This window comes from Gracilibacillus caseinilyticus, assembly GCF_022919115.1.
GTDB classification, from domain to species: domain Bacteria; phylum Bacillota; class Bacilli; order Bacillales; family Amphibacillaceae; genus Gracilibacillus; species Gracilibacillus caseinilyticus.
Genome location: NZ_CP095072.1, coordinates 2238921 through 2257191 on the forward strand (window position 1 = coordinate 2238921; position 18271 = coordinate 2257191).

15 protein-coding genes and 1 riboswitch are annotated in these 18271 nt (G+C 41.2%); of the genes, 12 read left to right on the top strand and 3 right to left on the bottom strand.

Features of this window, described 5'->3' with window-relative positions:
* Positions 1-88 precede the first annotated feature (88 nt).
* A riboswitch (SAM riboswitch) is annotated at positions 89-211 on the top strand.
* Positions 212-445: 234 nt separating this feature from the next.
* From MUN88_RS10595 to MUN88_RS10610, 4 genes are all read left to right on the top strand, one after another.
* Positions 446-1474 carry a methionine ABC transporter ATP-binding protein gene (locus MUN88_RS10595; protein WP_244724212.1) on the top strand — a complete coding sequence of 343 codons (1029 nt, stop codon included), beginning with the start codon at positions 446-448 and terminating at the stop codon, positions 1472-1474.
* Positions 1464-2126 carry a methionine ABC transporter permease gene (locus MUN88_RS10600; protein ID WP_244724215.1) on the top strand — a complete coding sequence of 221 codons (663 nt, stop codon included), beginning with the start codon at positions 1464-1466 and terminating at the stop codon, positions 2124-2126. The genes MUN88_RS10595 and MUN88_RS10600 overlap by 11 nt, the downstream gene beginning before the upstream one ends.
* Before the next feature lie 9 nt (positions 2127-2135).
* Complete coding sequence (locus MUN88_RS10605; protein ID WP_244724218.1) at positions 2136-2987, top strand: MetQ/NlpA family ABC transporter substrate-binding protein; 852 nt, start codon at positions 2136-2138, stop codon at positions 2985-2987.
* 188 nt (positions 2988-3175) lie between these two features.
* A complete protein-coding gene (locus MUN88_RS10610) occupies positions 3176-4342 on the top strand; it encodes a M20 family metallopeptidase (protein ID WP_244724220.1) in 1167 nt (388 codons plus the stop codon).
* A 387-nt stretch (positions 4343-4729) separates the two neighbouring features.
* Here the strand turns inward: MUN88_RS10610 and codA are convergent, their stop codons facing one another.
* Positions 4730-5989 carry a cytosine deaminase gene (gene codA, locus MUN88_RS10615; protein ID WP_244724222.1) on the bottom strand — a complete coding sequence of 420 codons (1260 nt, stop codon included), beginning with the start codon at positions 5987-5989 and terminating at the stop codon, positions 4730-4732.
* A 2-nt stretch (positions 5990-5991) separates the two neighbouring features.
* On the bottom strand, positions 5992-7245 hold the full coding sequence (gene codB, locus MUN88_RS10620; RefSeq protein ID WP_244724224.1) for a cytosine permease: 1254 nt from the start codon (positions 7243-7245) through the stop codon (positions 5992-5994).
* 393 nt (positions 7246-7638) lie between these two features.
* On the opposite strand from codB, the gene MUN88_RS10625 reads away from it, so the two are divergent.
* The 5 genes from MUN88_RS10625 (at position 7639) to MUN88_RS10645 (ending at position 13503) form a co-directional block, all read left to right on the top strand.
* Positions 7639-9342 carry a peptide ABC transporter substrate-binding protein gene (locus MUN88_RS10625; protein ID WP_244724226.1) on the top strand — a complete coding sequence of 568 codons (1704 nt, stop codon included), beginning with the start codon at positions 7639-7641 and terminating at the stop codon, positions 9340-9342.
* A gap of 290 nt (positions 9343-9632) precedes the next feature.
* On the top strand, positions 9633-10568 hold the full coding sequence (locus MUN88_RS10630) for an ABC transporter permease (protein WP_244724228.1): 936 nt from the start codon (positions 9633-9635) through the stop codon (positions 10566-10568).
* A complete protein-coding gene (locus tag MUN88_RS10635; RefSeq protein WP_244724230.1) occupies positions 10568-11491 on the top strand; it encodes an ABC transporter permease in 924 nt (307 codons plus the stop codon). Before MUN88_RS10630 ends, MUN88_RS10635 begins: the two co-directional genes overlap by 1 nt.
* Positions 11492-11507: 16 nt before the next feature.
* The gene (locus MUN88_RS10640; protein WP_244724232.1) at positions 11508-12527 is read left to right on the top strand and encodes an ABC transporter ATP-binding protein; all 1020 of its coding nucleotides are present in this window, start codon (positions 11508-11510) and stop codon (positions 12525-12527) included.
* Positions 12520-13503: an ABC transporter ATP-binding protein gene (locus MUN88_RS10645; RefSeq protein WP_244724235.1), complete on the top strand. Its 984-nt coding sequence runs from the start codon at positions 12520-12522 to the stop codon at positions 13501-13503. The genes MUN88_RS10640 and MUN88_RS10645 overlap by 8 nt, the downstream gene beginning before the upstream one ends.
* Before the next feature lie 384 nt (positions 13504-13887).
* On the opposite strand, the gene MUN88_RS10650 is transcribed toward MUN88_RS10645, so the two are convergent.
* Entirely contained in the window at positions 13888-14754 is an 867-nt protein-coding gene (locus MUN88_RS10650; RefSeq protein WP_244724237.1) for an AraC family transcriptional regulator, read from the bottom strand.
* 214 nt (positions 14755-14968) lie between these two features.
* On the opposite strand from MUN88_RS10650, the gene MUN88_RS10655 reads away from it, so the two are divergent.
* The 3 genes from MUN88_RS10655 to MUN88_RS10665 all read left to right on the top strand — a co-directional run bounded on the left by MUN88_RS10655 (position 14969) and on the right by MUN88_RS10665 (position 18253).
* On the top strand, positions 14969-16111 hold the full coding sequence (locus tag MUN88_RS10655; RefSeq protein WP_244724240.1) for a DUF2264 domain-containing protein: 1143 nt from the start codon (positions 14969-14971) through the stop codon (positions 16109-16111).
* An 81-nt stretch (positions 16112-16192) separates the two neighbouring features.
* Positions 16193-17104 (top strand): AraC family transcriptional regulator, encoded by a 912-nt coding sequence (locus tag MUN88_RS10660; protein WP_244714825.1) that lies wholly within the window; start codon positions 16193-16195, stop codon positions 17102-17104.
* 228 nt (positions 17105-17332) lie between these two features.
* On the top strand, positions 17333-18253 hold the full coding sequence (locus tag MUN88_RS10665; RefSeq protein WP_244714826.1) for a carbohydrate ABC transporter permease: 921 nt from the start codon (positions 17333-17335) through the stop codon (positions 18251-18253).
* The last annotated feature ends 18 nt before the right edge of the window (positions 18254-18271 follow it).

The following is an 18271-nucleotide window of genomic DNA, read 5'->3' on the forward strand; positions in this document are numbered from 1 at the left end:
GTTGCACAAATTGTCAGAATATGTTGACAAAAGGTAAGGTGTGGATTAAAATAACAACATTGCTATTAAAAAATTCATACTATTTTCATTCTTATCCAGAGAGGTGGAGGGACTGGCCCTGTGAAACCTCGGCAACGGGTTTTATTCTGATTATGGAATAAAAAGAGCGTGCCAATTCCATCAAGTGAACCGTTCACTTGAAAGATAAGAGGAGTTTAATACATACATATTGAATCTTCTCTTCTAAGAATGAAGGGGAGATTTTTTTGTACGGTAGGAAAGTATAAAATTTTAGCAATGAAGAAGCACGACGTAGTGAAAATTTAGTATGTACCAAGTATAAGAAAAACTTCGGTACTCGCTAATAGACGAGGCGAATGACGAGTTTTTCTAATTTTAAATTCATCTGAAGACAACACACAATACGTTAGAAAAGAGTGAAGTTATGATTGAGTTTCAGAACATCAGTAAGACGTACATAACGAACGACAGGGAAATAACCGCAGTCGATCAGGTCAACTTGTCGATTGACCGAGGTGAAATATTTGGCGTGATTGGTTTTAGTGGCGCTGGAAAAAGTACCTTGATACGCTGTGTCAACTTGTTGGAAAGACCGGATATTGGCAAAGTTCTCGTAAACCACAACGATCTATTAAGTCTTTCTAAAAGAGAACTGATTGATGTGCGCCGAAAAATAGGCATGATTTTTCAACATTTTAATTTACTAGAATCAAAGACAGTCTTTCATAATGTCGGTTTTCCGTTATCCTTAGCGGGAGTACCTGGAACTAAAGTCAAACAAAAAGTAGAGGAATTACTAGAGTTTGTCGGGTTAGCAGATAAAGCGGATCATTATCCGGAACAGCTGTCTGGCGGGCAGAAACAGCGTGTAGGAATTGCGAGAGCATTGGCAACCGATCCGGAGATATTGCTTTGTGATGAAGCGACATCTGCATTAGACCCGCAGACAACCAGTTCGATTCTTGATTTATTACGAAAAGTAAGAGATGAGTATCACATTACGATTTTAATGATCACCCATGAAATGCAAGTTATTAAGGAAGTCTGTGATCGCGTTGCGGTGATGGAGGAAGGAAAGGTGATTGAAGAAGGCTCGATCTTTGATGTCTTTTCGAATCCGCAGCAGCAAACGACGAAGAACTTCGTCAAAACGGTCATGAATGATGAGCTGCCGCAATCGGTGATGGATAAGGTGACTCGCTCGCAAGGCAATAGCGCTATTTATCGGTTAACTTTTGAAAATGACTCAACGGAAATGCCGCTTATCTCAGAAGTTGCGAAGCGTTACGATGTACACACCAATATTTTGTTTGGGCAGATAGTGGAGCTGCAAGGCCGACCATTCGGTAACTTGGTGGTTGAATTGCAAGGGAAGTCCAGTGAGATCCAAGAAGCATATCAGTTTATCGACAGCAAAGTGAAAGTGGAGGAGGTTACAGCAGATGGACGTTAAGTTAATGGAATTCTGGCCAAGAATTTTGGACGCTACACTGCAAACACTGCAAATGGTAGGATTCTCCCTGGCGTTTTCTCTAATTTTAGGACTGCCACTGGGGATTATTCTAGTCATCACAAGACCAGGTAATTTGTATGGAAATAAGCCATTTTTTAATGTGTTGAATGGCGTTATTAATTTCTTACGATCGATTCCTTTTATTATTTTGCTCGTTGCCATTATACCTTTTACTAGATTGCTCATTGGAACTACGATTGGGACAGCAGCAGCGATTGTCCCATTAGTCGTATTTGCAGCGCCATATATTGCGAGATTGGTAGAAAGCAGTTTGCTGGAAGTATCACCTGGTGTGATTGAAGCAGCAGAGGCGATGGGGGCGAAGCCTTGGCAAATTATTTTTCGAGTTATGGTTCCGGAGGCATTCAGTTCGTTGATCTTGAACATTACGATTGCGACGATTGGGATCGTTGGTGCGTCTGCCATGGCTGGCTTTGTCGGCGGTGGTGGACTGGGTGATTTGGCGATTGCTTATGGTTACCAGCGTTTTGAAACAGATATAATGATTGTGACGGTTTTACTGCTTGTATTAATTGTACAGCTGATCCAATCACTAGGAAATACATTATCCAAAACATCACGAAGAAGGTAGGTTTTTTCATTGAAAAAGAGATGGTTGATCTTATTTATTTTCATTTTATCGATTGCAGGAATTTTGGCAGGCTGTGGCAATGACGACACAACGAATGCTGGGGACGATGGTAGTGAAGAAGTTACATTAAAAATCGGCTTGAATGGTTCGGGTGTTCCGATCTGGGAATTTGTCAAAGAGAAAGCTGCAGAAGAAGGCATTAACCTGGAGCTTGTAGAATTCTCAGACTATGTTCGACCAAATATGGCTTTAGCGGATGGCGATATTGATTTAAATGCATTTCAGACGGTATCATATTTTGATTCCTTTATTGAAGAAAGAAATCTTGATTTAGCACCGATTGCAACGACATTAATTGCACCAATGGGCTTTTATTCTGAGAAAATTAAAGATATTAGTGATGTTCCTGATGGCGCCAAAATTGCACTGCCACAGGAAGCGACCAATATGGGACGAGCACTACTGTTAGCAGAGAAAGCGGGTTTAATTACATTAGAAGAAGGCTTTGACGGAAATGGCGATCTTTCATCTATCGTTGAAAATCCAAAAAATATCGAATTTGTACCAATGGTTGCGGCTCAAACACCACGTGTATTACCGGATGTTACGGCATCCATCATCAATAACGGGGTAGCAGTAGAAGCAGGCTTTGTGCCAGTAGAAGATGCCATTTTTATTGAGGATGATACAGCGACACCTTACATCAACATCATCGCCGCTCGAGCAGATGAGGTAGACAAAGAAGTCTTTCAAAAATTAGTGGAGATTTATCAAACAGAAGAAGTGGCAGCGCATATTAAAGAGGTATTTAATGATTCATTAATTCCTACATTTGTGCCGTTGGATCAAATTGGATGGTAAGGAGCGAGGGGATGATAGTTGTCCCCTTCTTTTTTTACACGTTAAGAAAGCATAAAATTTTAGCAATGAAGCAGCCGGGCGTAGTGAAATTTTAGCATCTGCCAAGAATAAGAAAAAATCGGTACACGCTAATGACGAGGTGAGTGCCGATTTTTTCTAACACGCTAAGAAAGAATGGAGGAACCATCGTGTTGGAACAGTTAATAATAGAAGAAATTGAAAAAAATAAATTGACTTATCTCGATATCAGTCACCAGATTCATGCCAATCCTGAGCTTGGTAATGAGGAGTTCTTCGCATCAGAGCTATTGCGAAATCGCCTGAGTGAACAAGGTTTTGCAGTACAGGTTGGTATTCCGGAGCATGAGACAGCGTTTATTGCACGGTTTGCTTCGGATAAGCCAGGTCCGAAAATCGGTTTTTTGGCAGAATATGATGCGTTAAAAGGCTTGGGACATGCCTGTGGTCACAACATTATCGGGACACTTAGCGTAGCGGCTGCGATTGCGTTAAGTAAAGTGTTGGATCAAATTGGTGGAGAAGTCGTGGTCTTCGGTACACCGGCAGAAGAGGGCGGACCAAATGGCAGTGCGAAGGGAACATTTGTCAGACATGGGCTGGTACAGGATATGGATGCGTGTATGATGATTCATCCATACGACAAAACGGCGGGTACCGCGCCAACATTAGCAGTGGATCCGATCGATTATGAATTCTTCGGTCGTCCTGCCCACGCAGCAGCGAAGCCGGAAGATGGGATCAACGCATTAGATGGAGTCATTCAGCTCTATAATGGCATAAACGCATTGCGTCAGCATGTCACTGATGATGTCCGCATTCATGGCATCATCCTGGACGGTGGTGATGCGGCCAATATCGTTCCGGAATATGCAAGAGCGAGATTCTTTGTTCGTGCGAGTACGCGAAAAGCCTGTGATGAAGTGACGGCAAAAGTTAATAAGATCGCGGAAGGCGCGGCGCTTGCAACGGGGGCTGAGGTAAACTATGCTCGCATTCAAAATGGTGTCGATGATTTTAATATCAATTCAGCCTTTGATACTGTGTTTAGGGAACGCATTGTTGAACTGGGCGAGGACTATCATGAAAGATCAGAAGGCATCGGATCGAGTGATGCTGGAAATATCAGCCAAGTTGTGCCAACGATTCATCCTTTTATCAAGATAGGAGAAAGTGGAACGTCTCCCCATACGGACGCTTTTCGCGAGGCGGCTGTTTCGGAACAAGGGGATCAGGCGTTGATTACTGGTGCGAAGGCGCTGGCGTTGACTGGACTCGATTTGATCACGAAACCTGCGTTGTTAGCGAGAATAAAAGAGGAATTTTGTAGAGGTTGAGACATACCAGCAAAAGTTTGACAAGCGTTCCTGAGTAAAAAAATGTCTGAAGTGGGGAGCGGCATATCTTTGAATATTGCCGTGAATGGTTTGTAAGCTGCTAAGAAATGAAGAGGTACTTCTCAGCAGTTTTGATACCGTGTAAAGAAAAGCCGAACTAACAAGAAGAAAAAAGGAAAGATTCGAGTTAAATTCACTTTTACTATGAGCAAGTAAGGATATATTTCGAATGAAATCAGAGAGAAAAGCAGGTGTTGGATGTAAAGAAAAAAGAGATATATTTCAATTGATATTGCCTATATCGAATAAGCAAAAAGCAGTACCCTCTACTCGAGATTGATTTAAAAAATGTATGCTAAACATAAGAAAAGAGATAGAGTCAGTGCTCTATCTCTCGAAATCTATATCTTCTTTATGGTTACCCATCCATATGGCTGTTTCTTTTGGTTTGGTTTCCATGATTTGTTTTCCGTTGCGATAAGATGCAACAACTTCTGCTTGTTTGCGGATAGCGTCATAGACATTGGTTGCATTTAAAATAATAAAGCTAGCTGGTTTTCCAACTTGGAGTCCATATCTGTTTGAAATATCCATTGTAACAGCACTATTTTCCGTTATAAAGTTGAAAGAATCCATGATTTGGCGATAGCCCATCAAGTGGGTTGCATGTATGCCCATGTGTAATACTTGCAGCATGCTGCCGGTACCTAGTGGATACCACGGGTCAAAAATATCATCGTGACCAAAGCTGACATTGAGGCCTGCTTCTGTTAATTCTTTCACTCTGGTGATTCCGCGACGCTTCGGATAATCGTCGAAACGTCCTTGTAAATGAATGTTTACAAGGGGATTAGCAATAAAATTAATGTTGGACATGCTCAAGATTTTCATTAACTTCGAAACATAAGCACTGTTATACGAATGCATGGCAGTGGTATGACTAGCGGTAACTTTACTTCCGAGTCCGCGTTTATATGCCTCTGCTGCCACTACTTCGACAAAACGTGATTGCTCGTCATCGATTTCATCGCAGTGAATATCGATTAAGCGGTCATATTTCTCTGCCAAGTCGAACGCTATCTTCATCGATTCTACACCATACTCACGGGTGAATTCGAAGTGTGGGATACCGCCGACCACATCTGCCCCCATTTTTAGAGCCTCCTCAACCAGTTCACGACCGTTCGGGTATGATAAGTAACCTTCTTGTGGAAAAGCAACGAGCTGGAGGTCCACGTATTCCTTCATTTCTTCTTTAACTTCAAGTAAAGCTTTCATTGCCGTTAACGATGGGTCACATACATCTACATGACTACGAACGTGTTGGATTCCTTGTGCGATTTGCCACTTAAGTGCTTTGGTTGCACGTGTTTTAACATCTTCTACTGTCAGTGATTTTTTGCGTTCTGCCCAAGTGGCAATGCCTTCGAACAACGTTCCGCTTTCGTTCCATTTTGGTTCGCCGGCCGTTAAAGTGGTATCCAAGTGTACGTGTGGTTCGATGAATGGTGCACTGACTAATTTTCCATTAATGTCGAGTGCGTCTTCAACCTCTTTTGCTGGTTCAATTTTTGTGAATTTCCCGTTTTCGATATGAATATTCCATAATCCTTCCTGACTAGGTAAGGATGCGTTTTGAATAATCAAATTTACACCTCTCTTCGTTGTTCTGCGATTGGTTCTGCTTGCAGTTTTTTGTCTAATAGTAACGTCCATCCTACATATATCACAACTGATCCAATAATGCCATTCAAAGGTGGAATACCAGGTAAAAATTGTGCCGCAGCAAATCCTGCTACCCACGCAATGATAGCTGGCCAACGAACGGCTTTGAATGACATTTCCTCAAATGTTGGGTAGCGTCCTTTTTGTAATAGAAAGAAGTCTGCTAATAATATCGCGCCGATTGGTGGTAAGGCAGCACCTAGTAATGTTAACCAGCCAACGAAATTGTTGTACAGCCACATCGCTAGTACTGTTCCGATTAATCCATTGAAGATGACGAGCTTGCTTTTTTTTATCTTAGTAATGTTGGAAAAACCTAAACCGGATGCGTATAGAGAATTATCATTCGTTGTCCAGATATTCAAGCCTAACACAATGATAGCTGGAATAATTAAACCTTGCACGAACATTACTTCTGAAATATCAGCGAGTCCGGTAGAAATAGATCCTACTGCCCCAAATAAGAACATGAAGGAATTGCCGATAAAAAAAGCAATTAATGTTGTGACGACGGCCGATTTTCTTGTTTTGGCAAATCGGGCAAAGTCAGGTGTTAACGTACCACCACTTGCGAAGGAGCCGACACAAATAGTTAAGGCTGCTGCTAATCCCAGGCTGCTTTCTGGCTCATAAGCAAATAAGTCATGTAAACCGCCCATGTCATCGATAGCAATACCGACAGAAATACTTCCCAAAATGGCGATCGCGGGTACAGCAACAAAACTTAAAATCGCCAGTGCCTTCATTCCGAAGAATGCGGAGAATGTCATAACAATACCTGAAATAATGATCAATGTCAGCATGTCTATTCCAGTCGCTTTGTTGACTGGAACTGCGAACATGGCAAGACCAACTCCAAACCATCCTACCTGTGTTCCGCCTAGTAAAAAGGAAACAAGGTAGGACCCTTTTTCTCCGAAGGCATAACGTGCCAATAGGTGTGTGGACAAGCCTGTTTTTGCAGCAATGTAGGCAAGACCACCAGTATATAATCCAAGAATTAAATTCCCTAATAAGACCATCCAAATAAATTGCTGCATGGATAGACCGAGCCCTAATTCGCCACCTGACAACATACTTGCAGAGAAAAAGGTAAAGCCTAGCATAACGACGAACATTTTCCAAAAACCGTTTCGATGTGATGCTGGTACTGCTTGTAATGAAAATTCTTTATCCATGTAAATTCCCCCTCCAATTTACTGGTACCCTTTTTGTAAACAAAAAAAGTTTCTTGTCAGGTAGACAAGAAACTCTTCGCACAAAAAGTCCACATTGCGCAGAAAGCAATGTTAACGTGTGAACCGCCGTCCTTGTCAGCCTCACTGGACTGATTTAAAGGTACCAATATGTTATTGAACGTATTATCTCAATTTCGACAAGAAAAGTCAAAAGCTTTTTCTTTTTGAAAGATTTCCTAACGAAGGTTCCTGTATTTTGAATATTAATCGTCAGATTATCTTACTACTCCTGTGTAATGCTTGTCTCGATATTGTAATATTTTAGTTGTTACAGAGAATAATTGGGTTATCTGTAACAAATCTAACAAAAGAGAAGTAGAAAGGGGAATACGAATGGCGGGTAAGAAATGGTTATTATTGCTAATGTGTTTACTTACATTGGGGGTATTGTTAGCGGCTTGTTCCGGAGATGCGGAGACGAGCTCGGATGATGGTGCAGATACAGAAGCACCGGCAGAATCAGAAGATACAGCTGAGACGGAAGAAACAGACAGTGCGGAAGGTGAAGAGACGCTGGCTGCTGACCAAACGTTTGATATTAATATAAAATCGGAACCACCTTCTTTGAATCCAGGTACTGCAACGGATTCGACATCAGCGGCAGTATTGGATCAGGTTTTTGAAGGGTTGACGCGAATCAATCAGGATGGTGAACCGGAAGAAGCGATGGCGGAATCCTATGAAGTATCAGACGATTTAATGACATATACATTCCACATTCGTGATGATGCTGTCTGGTCTAATGGTGATCCGGTCACAGCTGAGAACTTCGAATTTGCATGGAAATGGGTATTGAATCCGGATAATGCTGATACCGATTATGCGTACCAATTGTATGTGATCAAAGGTGCCCAGGCTGCCAAAGAAGAAGGCGGTTCACTAGATGATGTCGGTGTGACGGCTGTTGATGAGAAGACGTTAGAAGTTACCCTTGAGCAACCGACACCGTACTTCCTAGATTTAACCGCATTCTATACGTACTATCCTGTTAATCAGACTGTCGTTGAAGGCATGGATGACTGGGCGTTGGATGCTGGCGAAAATTACGTAACAAACGGTCCCTTTTTACTAGATTCATGGGCACATCAGGATCAAGTTGTCCTGAAGAAAAATCCTGACTATTGGGATGCAGAAACTGTGAAACTTGAAACGATTAATATGTATATGATTGATGATGAAAATACGGCTCTGGAAATGTATAACGGTGGTGAACTGGATTGGGCAGGTTCTCCTACTGATTCACTTCCATTAGCATCGATCCCGGCTTTGAAAGAAGATGGTTCGCTAAACATCGCGCCATTGGCCGGTTTATATTACTATGCATTTAATACAGAAAAAGAACCATTTAATAACGTTAATATCCGTAAGGCTTTTGCGTTAGCGATCAACCGTGCGGGTATTGTCGAGAATATTACACAGAGTGAGCAACAGGCGGCGATGGCATTAGTACCTTCTTCGATTTGGGAAGAAAGTAATGAAGGTTATTTTGACGACAATGATATCGAAACGGCGAAAGAATATTTAGAAACAGGTTTAGAAGAGATGGGATTAGAGGAATTGCCAGCAGTTGAGCTTTCTTATAACACAAGTGAAGCGCATGCAGCGATCGCGCAGGCGATTCAAGATATGTGGCGGGAAAATCTTGGTGTGGAAGTGACGCTTCGAAATGAAGAGTGGAATGTCTACCTTGACAGCATGGGCAGCGGTGATTTCCATGTCGGCCGTATGGGTTGGCTAGGCGACTTTAATGATGCGATTAACTTCCTGGAAATCTTCCGTGCAAAAGGTGGCAACAACTATACGAATTGGGAAGATCCTGAATATCAGGACTTGCTGGAGCAGTCCAGAACAGCGACAGATGAAGCAGAAAGAAAAGAAATTTTGCGTGAAGCAGAAGCGATCTTTATGGAAGACATGCCGATTGCGCCGATTTATTTCTACACAAGCGCTTGGTTAAACAAGGATTATGTTAGAGGTGTGGAAGTATCTGGATTAGGTGGCGTCCAGTTTAAGTGGGGTTATCTGACAGAAGAATAAGCATCTATATTTTTTCAATAGAAGGTATATGGGAAAACTGTATACCTTCTATTGATTCATCTTAATGACAGATAAGACTCCTAAGATAGAAAGAGGTGATAGGGAATTAGGAGTGATAGTCATTCACTTCTTTTTTTTACGGTAGGAAAGTATAAAATTTTAGCAATGAAGATGCACGAACCAGTGAAAATTTAGAATGTACCAAGTATAAGAAAAACTTCGGCACTCGCTAATAGATGAGGCGAATGCCGAGTTGTTCTAACGTAACCACGGTTTTTGGAGGTGTGAAGTTGATTACGTATATAGTAAAACGATTGGGATATATCATTCTATCTTTGTATTTCATTATTACGATTACCTTTTTTCTGATGCATGCTGCACCTGGTGGACCATTTGCGTCGGAACGGGCATTGACTCCTGCTATTGAGGAGCAGATGAACGAAGCGTATGGGTTAAATGATCCGATATTGGTGCAATATTTCGATTATCTGGTCAATGCTTTTACTTTTGATTTCGGTCCTTCGTTTAAATATGTCGGTCAAGAGGTGAACGATATTATTATCAGAGGACTCCCTTATTCACTGGTTTTAGGGTTGGAATCGATGTTTATTGCCCTTGCTGTAGGTGTCCTGCTGGGTGTGATTGCGGCAGTGAAACATAATAAATTCGGTGATTATACGGCAATGGTGATTGCGGTATTAGGGATTTCGGTACCAAGCTTTATTATGGCAGCTGGTTTGCAGTATATTTTTTCGATTCAGATGCAAGTATTACCGATTGCCAGATTCACCTCTTTTGCCCATACGATCTTACCAGCAATCGCCCTTGCTTCCACACCGCTCGCGTTTATCGCGCGGTTGATGCGGTCCAGTATGCTTGACGTATTAAGTATGGATTATATTAAGACGGCGAAAGCGAAAGGGATTGGTCAGCGAGTAGTGACCTATCGACATGGGCTCCGGAATGCAATTCTTCCGGTAATTTCATATATTGGCCCCTTAATTGCATCGATTTTGACAGGAAGTTTTGTCATTGAAAAAATATTTGGCATTCCCGGGTTAGGGAACGAATTCGTCGTCAGTGTGACCAATCGGGATTATACCGTAATTATGGGCACGACAGTATTTTACAGTGTACTGTTACTCGTATCGATTTTAATAGTGGATCTGATCTACGGTTTCGTGGATCCGAGGATTAAGCTAGGCACTAAAGGAGGCAATGGCTAATGGCACAACCACAACTAACACAGGAAGATTTCGAACCGCTTACGATGGAGCCTTCTGAGTCAGAAAAGGTGTCTGGCAAAAGTACGTCTTACTGGAAAGATGCCTTCAGGAGGTTTCGTAAAAATAAATTGGCGATCGCAGGCATTGTTGTCATCGTATTCCTCGCGATTATGGCAGGAATTGGTGGACCGATTTCCGGACAGAATTACTTCCAGAATGATTTGATGAATGCCAATAAAGCAGCGTCTTCTGAGCATTGGTTCGGAACGGATAATCTTGGACGTGATGTCTTCGCGCGAACTTGGTATGGGGCACAGATCTCCTTATTTATTGGACTGATGGCAGCTTTAATCGATATCGTGATTGGCGTGATTTGGGGCGCCATTGCCGGTTATTTCGGTGGAAAAGTAGACGAAATTATGATGCGTATTGCTGACATTTTATATGGATTGCCTTATTTACTTGTCGTCATTTTATTGCTTGTGGTTTTACCGCAAAAGCTTTTTACACTGATTATTGCGATGACGATAACTGGCTGGATTAATATGGCTCGTATTGTACGTGGTCAGGTGATGCAGCTGAAATCGCAGGAATTTATTATGGCGTCTAAATCACTAGGGGCAAGTAATAGTCGATTGCTAACCAAGCATCTGATTCCGAACACGATCGGTCAGATTCTCGTGACATTGACACTGACGATTCCGACGGCGATTTTCACCGAATCGTTTCTAAGTTTTATCGGCATCGGGGTGCAGGCTCCGCTCGCAAGTTGGGGAACGATGGCCAATGATGGTTTGCCTGCCTTGCAATATTACCCGTATCAGCTTTTCTTCCCGGCAATATTTATCTGTATCACGATGCTAGCCTTCAACGTAATTGGTGACGGAATGAGAGATGCATTGGATCCGAAAGAGCGCAGATAATGGGGAGGGAAATGAAATGCGTAAATTACTTGAAGTGAAAGATTTAACTATTTCATTTGATAGCTATGGTAAAGAAGTACAGGCTGTGAGAGGGGTGAGCTTTGACCTTGATAAAAAGGAGATACTGGCGATTGTAGGTGAATCTGGTTCTGGAAAAAGTGTGACCGCACAGTCCGTGATGCGGTTAATCGAGATGCCCCCGGGGAAATTTGTTGATGGATCGATCTTGTTTAATGGTGATGATTTGGTACAGAAGTCGGAAAAACAGATGGAGAGCATCCGCGGAAGGGAAATCGGGATGATTTTTCAAGATCCGATGACATCGTTGAATCCGACGATGACGATTGGTAAGCAAATTGCAGAAGGATTAAGGAAGCATCGCAAAATGTCTAAAAAGGAAGCCCATCATAAAGGGATTGAATTGTTACGGCTAGTGGGAATTCCGACGGCAGAAGTGCGAATCAGTCAATATCCTCATCAGTATTCCGGCGGGATGCGGCAGCGTGCGATGATTGCTGTTGCGTTAGCCTGTAATCCGAAGTTGTTAATTGCGGATGAGCCAACGACTGCTTTGGATGTTACCATACAAGCGCAAATTCTTGATCTAATGCGCGGTCTGCAGGAGGAAACAGGTACGGCGATCATGATGATTACCCATGACTTAGGTGTTGTGGCCAATATGGCGAGCCGGGTAGCTGTTATGTATGGTGGGAAAATTGTTGAAACAGGTACCGTTGATGAACTTTTTGAAAATCCGAAGCATCCTTACACCTGGGGGTTGTTAGGATCGATGCCGAAGCTTGATAGTGAAGAGGGAGAATTGCAGGTGATTGCAGGTTCGCCCCCTGATTTAGCTGATCCACCGCCAGGATGTCCGTTCGCTCCTCGCTGTCCATATGCAATGAAGGCTTGTCAGAAACAGATGCCTGCCTATACAAAGATTTCTGCAACGCAGCAAACGGCGTGCTGGTTATTGGATGAACGAGCGCCAGGAGTAGAGGTGCCAATAGAGGGAGGCGAAAGAATTAATGCTTAAAGAAAAATTGGTCGAAGTAAGGGATTTAAAGAAGCATTTTAAATTAGATCGAAAACATATCTTAAAGGCAGTCGACGGCATCACGTTCGATATCTATCGTGGGGAAACATTTGGATTAGTCGGTGAATCCGGATGCGGCAAGTCGACGGCTGGAAGAACGATTATGCGGATGTATGATGCGACAGATGGTGAGGTCGATTACGCAGGTGAAAATATCCATCAGCATTACTCGAAGGCAGATCTGATGCGGTTTAATAAGTCAATCCAGATGATTTTTCAAGACCCTTATGCCTCTCTAAATCCTCGAATGACGGTGAAGGATATCATTGCAGAAGGAGTCGACATCCATGGTCTGATCAAAACGCGAGCAGAGCGAATGGAGCGTGTTTATGAATTGTTGGATCTGGTCGGCTTAAACAAGGATCATGCATCACGATTTCCTCATGAATTCAGTGGTGGACAACGCCAGCGGATCGGAATTGCCCGTGCATTAGCCGTTAATCCCGATTTCATCGTAGCGGATGAACCGATCTCGGCACTTGATGTATCGATTCAGGCACAGATCGTCAACCTTTTGAAAAAATTGCAGCGTGAGCAGGGGTTAACTTACCTTTTTATCGCACATGATCTGTCGATGGTGAAGCATATCAGTGATCGCGTCGGTGTGATGTATTTAGGCAAAATGGTTGAAATCGCAAAGAGTGATGAGATGTATCGTGAACCGTTACATCCCTATACACAGGCATTGATCAGTGCGATTCCCGTACCAAATCCTTCAAGGGAACGAACGAGAGAGCGGATCATTCTCGAAGGAGACGTCCCAAGCCCGGTAGATCCCCCGAGCGGCTGCAGCTTCCGGACACGTTGCCCATTGGCGATGGATGTCTGTGTGGAAGTGGTACCGGAGTGGCGGGAGCATAAGGAGGATCATTGGGTGGCTTGTCATTTGTATGATGAGCGGTATCGTGAGGTGTAGTAATGATGGGAGCGGACTCTTCTTTTGAGAGAGTTCGCTTTTTGTTTAATGGGTGCATCACAATTACTTGTGAATAGCTTATCAATTAATCTGAAAGTCTAGTGACAACTATAACCGATAGAGTTAGTTACTAAACAAGTAACTTCGGGCGTAAGCTATTTGGAAAGGCGTTCAAACGCCTAAAGTAGGAGCAACTTTAGGAGTAAATGAGTTCCAGAAGAAGTTAAACGCATGAAGCAAGGTCAACTTCAAGCGCAAGCGAGTTCGAGAAGCGTTCAAATGTCTGAAGTAGGGACAACTTCAAGCGTAAGCAACTCCGAGAAAAGTTGAAACACTTGAAGTAAGCAAGATCCGATTTTACCACAAAAGTGAGTCTGATAGGTGCTAGTGTATGTTTTGATAGGAAAGTCTATATTGATGGGGGGTTGTACCTATCATTTTTTTGAATATTTGGATGAAATATGATACACTTCCAAATCCTACACTCTCGCCAATTAATTCAATAGATTGATGTGTCATCTGCAATAATTGACAGGCTTCCTTAATTCTCCGAATAGTAAGATATTCCGTTAAACTACTTCCGGTTTCTTGTTTGAATATTCTTGATACATATGACTTTGATAAATGAAGTTCATTTGATAATCGTTCCAAGTCAAATGGCTCCATATAATGTGCTTCTACCCATTGCATAATCCTCTCGGAATAATAGAGTGAACGGAATGCTTTATTAGCTGATGTATGGAGTTCTGCATGGTGAATATTAGATCGGATAGAAGAGAGCAATTGCATAAGAAAAAGCTGGCTGTCCTCCTCCCAATTATTTGTCTGTAACGATTGATTAAAAACTTCACATACCTCGAATATGTAGTGAAAAGATTTTTCTAAATCAAATGCTTGAGGTTCATTGACTCCATGTTGTAATTGTTTGAGCAGGTGTCTAAGTCCAGGAAATAAACGTAAATTTTTCTCGAGAGTTAGTGGATCGAAGTGCATAACGCTTCGCTCATATGGTGTGTCGGGCGATACTTCAACATTTACTCGATGCAACTGAAAAGGCTGAAAAAAGAAGAGCATTCCCTTTTTAATTTCGTAAGTCTGCTGGTTTACAATGACACGCCCCTTTCCTTCATATACAAATAATAATTCACAGCCTTGATGCCAGTGATAAAACCCTTGGAAATTATCTTCAGAAACTCTACGATAAATCCAACAAAACGGATCTAGATCAATTTGTTCAAATAGATTATCCATTCGATCACCTCCAGGAGTTATTAAATGAACATTTTATGCTGAAAAAACTCAACACACCATTTATTGGAAATTATGCAAAACAACAGAGCAATATTTTTAGTTATTATACAACAACTTTTAGGATATTTCCCAAGTTATAATATATTCACGAAGAGGAGTTTTCAAGCCAGTTTGATTCTAAGAATAACATAAAGTGGAATGAAGGAGTGAGCGTATGGTAACGACCAACGATCGAGAATATTGGCTAAAGGTGATGCTTAAGATTGCTGATCCAGTACTTACTTCCCTATCTAATCAACAATTAAAGCAACACATGCCTATAGAAAGCACGGGGGAAGATAGACACGATTACAGTCATTTGGAAGCGTTCTCCAGATTGGCAAGTGGTATGGCGCCATGGATTGAAAATGGACCAATTAAGGGAGAAGAAGGAAAGTTAAGAGAGCAATATGCGGAATATATCAGAACTGGCATAAAAGAGGCAACAGATCCGGAATCCCCGGATTATATGAATTTTTCCAATGGTTTACAACCTATTGTGGATACTGCCTTTCTTGCGCATGCATTAGTACGTGCGCCTAAGGAACTGATAGGAAAACTAGAACCATATGTGAAAAGGCAAGTTATTGCAGCATTTAAAGCAACACGTAACCGGAAGCCAATTTTCAGCAACTGGTTATTATTTTCTGCCATGATTGAAACAGCCTTATGTTTATTGGATGAGGATTGGGATCAAATGAGGATTGATTTTGCATTAAAGCAACATGATCAGTGGTATGTAGGTGATGGCGTATATGGAGATGGACCTGCTTACCATGCGGATTATTATAACAGCTTTGTTATCCAGCCGATGATTGTAGATATTATTGATCATGTAGCACACCATAATCCAGACTGGATGGATTTGAAGTCAAAAATTCATGAACGAGCTGTTAGATATGCTGTAATTTTAGAAAGAAGTATTTCGCCGGAGGGCACCTTTCCTGTTGTAGGAAGGTCCATAGCCTATCGATTTGGAGCATTCCAGCATTTAGCACAAATGGCACTTCAGCACAGATTAGATGATAGCCTTAAGCCAGCACAGGTTCGGTGTGCATTGACGGCTGTTATTCGAAGGTTAATAGAGATGCCAAATACCTTTGATGATGAGGGATGGCTACAAATAGGTCTATGTGGTCACCAACCGAATTTAGGAGAACCTTATATTTCGACCGGAAGTTTATATTTGTGTGCCACCGTGTTTCTTCCATTAGGTTTACCGTTGACTGACTCATTTTGGCAGGGGGAAGAAGAATGGACAACAAAAAAAGCTTGGTCAGGGAAGTTTATTTCCATTGATTCTGCTCTGAATGGATGATGCTGAAAGCTCCTGAGGTAAATTTCACACTGCGCGACAACTAAAAATGACTTATATCACATAAATAGGAGGGTAATCTCAATGTGTGAGAAAATTAGTTCCCATTATCGATATGTTGATGAAGTTCATTCCACCCAGTTTCTTGACTATCATTCACATGAAAGGTATGAGATATATTTGTTTCATAGCGGTAGTTGTCAGTTTATTATAGGTGATCATATTTATGACCTGCAAGAAAACGATATGATTATCATGAATGGGTTAACACTTCATCGTCCGTACCCAAAAAAAGGTACTTTATATGAAAGAAGTGTCATTGAGTTTTCTTCTGAATGGTTAAAACCAATCTTAAACAGGCTAAATGTAGCTGAATTGCTTGATCCATTTAATCTTTTATCCAATACATTATTCAGAGGTGTTGATCAAGAGGGATTAGCGGAAATAAAGGAATTGATGAGGAAGATAGATGTAGTTGATATCAAACTAACAGAAAGTAGCAAAAAATCTGTTGAAAATCGGTTGGAGGGGGAAGTTACCACGCTTCTCATCCAACTCTTATTTAAAATTTATGAAATTACCAAAATGAAACAAGTAGATATACCTCTAGTGAAGTCGGAGAAAGATATCCACGTGAATCGTATCATTTCATGGATTGATAATCATTTTGATAACAATCTTAATCTGGATTCGATTGCCAATGAGCTAAACATAAGTAAATATTATATGTCCAGAATTTTTAAAGATATTACAGGATACACGATTATGCAATATATGATGAGTTGTCGTATTAATCGAGCAAAATATTTATTGGAGGTTTATCCAGATAAAACCATTCTTGAGGTAGCACTTGAGTCAGGGTTCGAAAATTCATCACATTTTAGTCGTTTTTTTCGAAAACAAGTAAGTGTTACCCCGACAGAATACCGAAATAGCAGGGTCTTAACGCATACCCAGCATAGAGGTGACTGTCAATCATCCATACAATTAAATTAGAAGAGAGCAAGTATAGTCAAATTTTGTACAAAAGAACACAATCTCAAGCATGAGAACATATGAAGAATCTAATATGCTTAAGTTAGTCTTTTAAGTGGATAGTGAAGCAATAAGATGGGTATGGCTTTTTTAGATGAACCTACTAAACGAGTGAAATCATCATTATTCTATTTTTGAAATCGCTATCATTCTTAGTAAGGTTACTCTATTACAAGAAAGGAGAATAATATGGCTAAAAACAACATGGAAATAAATGCAACTTTGGGTTCTGTTTCGATTAAGCAAAAGAAAAAAACTTCCCAATGGACCTGGTACATTTTTTTGATTCCCAGTTTTTTAGGGATAATATTATTTATGGTGTACCCAATATTTGAATCGTTGAGGTTAAGCTTCTATCAATCAAATGGGACCATTGAGAACTTCATTGGTCTTGACAACTTTAAGACGGTTTTGACATCGGGTCCGTTTTGGAATTCAGTTTGGAACACTTTCTATATTGGGATATTCCAAATTTTGATCACCATTCCATTGGGTTTTATTTTTGCATCCTTAATAAACTCAACAGCGAGAGGGCAGAATTTTTTTAAAGTGATCTACTTTTTACCTAACGTTACATCTATTGTTGCTGCAGCAATGATATTTGCATTTGTATTACATCCTGAAATGGGGATTGTAAACTATGCCCTGGAAGCAATAGGATTACCAGCTCCAAAGTGGTTAGCAGATCCATCAACTTCCAAGTGGGCAGTAATATTGCTAGCAGTCTGGCATTGGATAGGTTTTGTTATTATTATTTGTCTCGCGAATTTGCAAGCAATATCTGCAGAGATGTACGAAGCTGCAAAGATTGATGGGGCTAGTGGTCTTCAGCAATGGCTGTTTATTACCATTCCAAATATGGGTGGAACATTCGCTTTCTTGTTAATAACTGGTTGGATTGGAGCTTTACAGCGGTTTAATGAAGTATATGTTCTCGGAGGGCCAAATGGGAGTCCTGCTAGATCGATTCAAACAATGGGCGCTTTTATTTATGAACGTGGCTTTACTGGTTTTGAATTTGGTGTTGCTTCAGCTGCGACGTACATTATGTTTATGATTATTCTTGTATTTACGTTTGTCAATTTAAAAGTTTCCAATATGAAGCTGTAAACGAAGGGAGGGGTAAAA